Annotated in this window: 1 protein-coding gene; it reads left to right on the plus strand. The window is 48.4% G+C overall.

Going from position 1 to position 2,294, the window contains the following annotated elements; genetic code table 11:
- Positions 1-1,854 (plus strand): alpha-ketoglutarate-dependent dioxygenase AlkB (locus GIW04_RS29930; protein ID WP_236479552.1); only part of this gene is annotated, 1,854 nt, incomplete at its 5' end.
- Between the last annotated feature and the right edge of the window lie 440 nt (positions 1,855-2,294).

Below are 2,294 nucleotides of genomic sequence, written 5' to 3' on the forward strand. Positions count from 1 at the left end.
GAATGGGTCAATGCCGCCTTAAGTACTCTAAAACCTAAGGACAAACAGCTGGTTTGGCCTGGCCCAGTTCCGCTTTTTGCAATTACTCACTTCTCGGTTACTTCGCAGGATCAGAAGGTGCGCCTACAAGGTATGGCGCAAGGCTTTGCAAACTTAGCACTGCCGGAACAAGAAATTTTTATAGAAGAGCACTCCGGATTACACCCGCGAGATCTGAAGGAAAAGACCCCGAAATTCCCTCTGCAACCTCCTGAGTATTGGAACGCACTGCGTGGCGCCGCCGCAATGGCTCTCTGGGCAGTTCCAAAGATCACCCCGTGGCTTGAAAAGGCCAGCGAATGGTTCGGTGAAACGAAACCCACACCCATGCCTTGGGCGCCTTGGCTCGAAAAAGCTCCTTGGGTGTGCTTCACGATGATCAGCGAAAACGACTCACGAGATACTCTGCTATGGCGTGCAATGCTTGAGGTCTTCATGCAATGCAATATTCGGGAATCTTGGCAATCTAGCGACCTCCTAGAGTCAATATGTGATAAAGCGCGTATTTTTGGTGTAGATCCAGAATCTCTAGACTCTTTACTTTTGGATACCGCTGCGATTTTAGATGACCGCGGTGTCATCGACTCAGCACTATCGCAACGAGATCCACTAGGGCTGGCTCTACAACTAGTACTGTTACGTCCTAAGCCTGAACAATTTATCACCTGGAAAAACGATCTACGTAGTATTCCACCAGCTGTTTGGTGGTCCGCCGCGATCCTCAGCGGATTGATCGTAGGCTATCGTAATCTAGACATCCGTTTTCGCGGCGGCATCGCTGCCTCTAGACTTGCAGCCTTACAAATATGGCAACGCTCGGAAAAAAAACCGAAGAATTTTCCGTTATGGTGTGCGACATCATCTCCCCTAGAGCTCGATATCAAGCAGGCAAACGTACGGTTGCAGATTGGTGAGGATGTAATTATTGATCGCCCCCTCAGCAGTCGAGGTCTTTGGTTTGCTGCCGATTATGAGAATCCAAATGTATTAGAGATAGCTCATGATATCGCGGAAAGACAATATCCTGAAGCCCTGCGCTCCTATGTAGATATCACAGATTTGACCATCGCCTACAGTGGTAGTGGCAGGCTGACGGTGAATCCTGAAAATAAGACTGTAAGCGCTAGAGGCAAAATACTGATTGATATCGGACATATCAAAGCAACTCGCGCACTGGATGTTTTGCTCTTCAAAAATTGGATCGCTTCAGGTTCCATTTCAGAAAGGCTAACAGATCCTCCACGAGAGATTCACGCTGAAGTACCAACTAACCATAGCAACCCTCAGGGCTTAAGTCTTATTCCTGAATTCATCAGCACGGATGAGGAACAAAAACTTATCAATCTCGTTGACAGTAGCGATTGGCTAGGAGACCTCCGTCGACGCGTCCAGCATTATGGATGGAAATACGATTATCGCTCGCGCTCTATCCAACCTTCTTCTTATCTAGGGCCTTTACCAGAGTGGGCAGACAATTTGGCATCCCGCCTAGTTGATCACGGATTAGTTTCTGAAAAACCGGACCAGGTAATAGTCAACGAATATATCGAAGGACAAGGCATCAGCAAACACGTAGATTGTCCAAGTTGCTTTAGAGGGACTATTGTAACCATAAGCCTAAATGAAACTTGGTCAATGATATTCCGTCGCCGCAACGAGAAATATGAAATGCTATTACCGCGTCGAAGCGCCGCATGCATGAACGGATCGTCAAGGTACGACTGGACGCACGAAATTCCACAGCGGAAAACTGTGGGAAAAAAACTTCGAGGTCGGCGGATATCTTTGACCTTTCGCAAAGTTGACATTAGCTGATTTCAAAAATCAGCCTACTGCCCAGAAAATCAGTCAGTGGGTTGCTTTCTGGATCGGTCAAAAATGTTCTTCGAGAAACGACTTTTTTGACAGGCATAATGATTTATACCTCAGGTGCAAACCTCCTCCCGTCGCTGCCAATTCAGTGACCGGGCTTGAGAACCCGACATGATGCAGGCGCAACAGCGCCCCCAATAACGACTTTTCGGCACTCTTCAGTGCCTGCGATTTCATATTATGGCGACAGTGCGTGGGAGACCTTCCAGTCTGCCGGACTCCTTGATTTAGATACAGCCGACAACGTACTGATACTTGGCGGTTGCAGGAGCTGAGTGCAACACAGTTACTGGATTGAGGCGGGAGCCTCGTGATGCTTGGCCATCAGCTCGGTCATGACCTCGATGGGGCACTTGAAACCGAAGCGCTTACGCGGTCGGATG

This window comes from Pseudomonas sp. PA-4-8C, assembly GCF_021606625.1.
In the GTDB taxonomy this organism is placed as follows: Bacteria; Pseudomonadota; Gammaproteobacteria; order Pseudomonadales; family Pseudomonadaceae; genus Aquipseudomonas; species Aquipseudomonas lactis.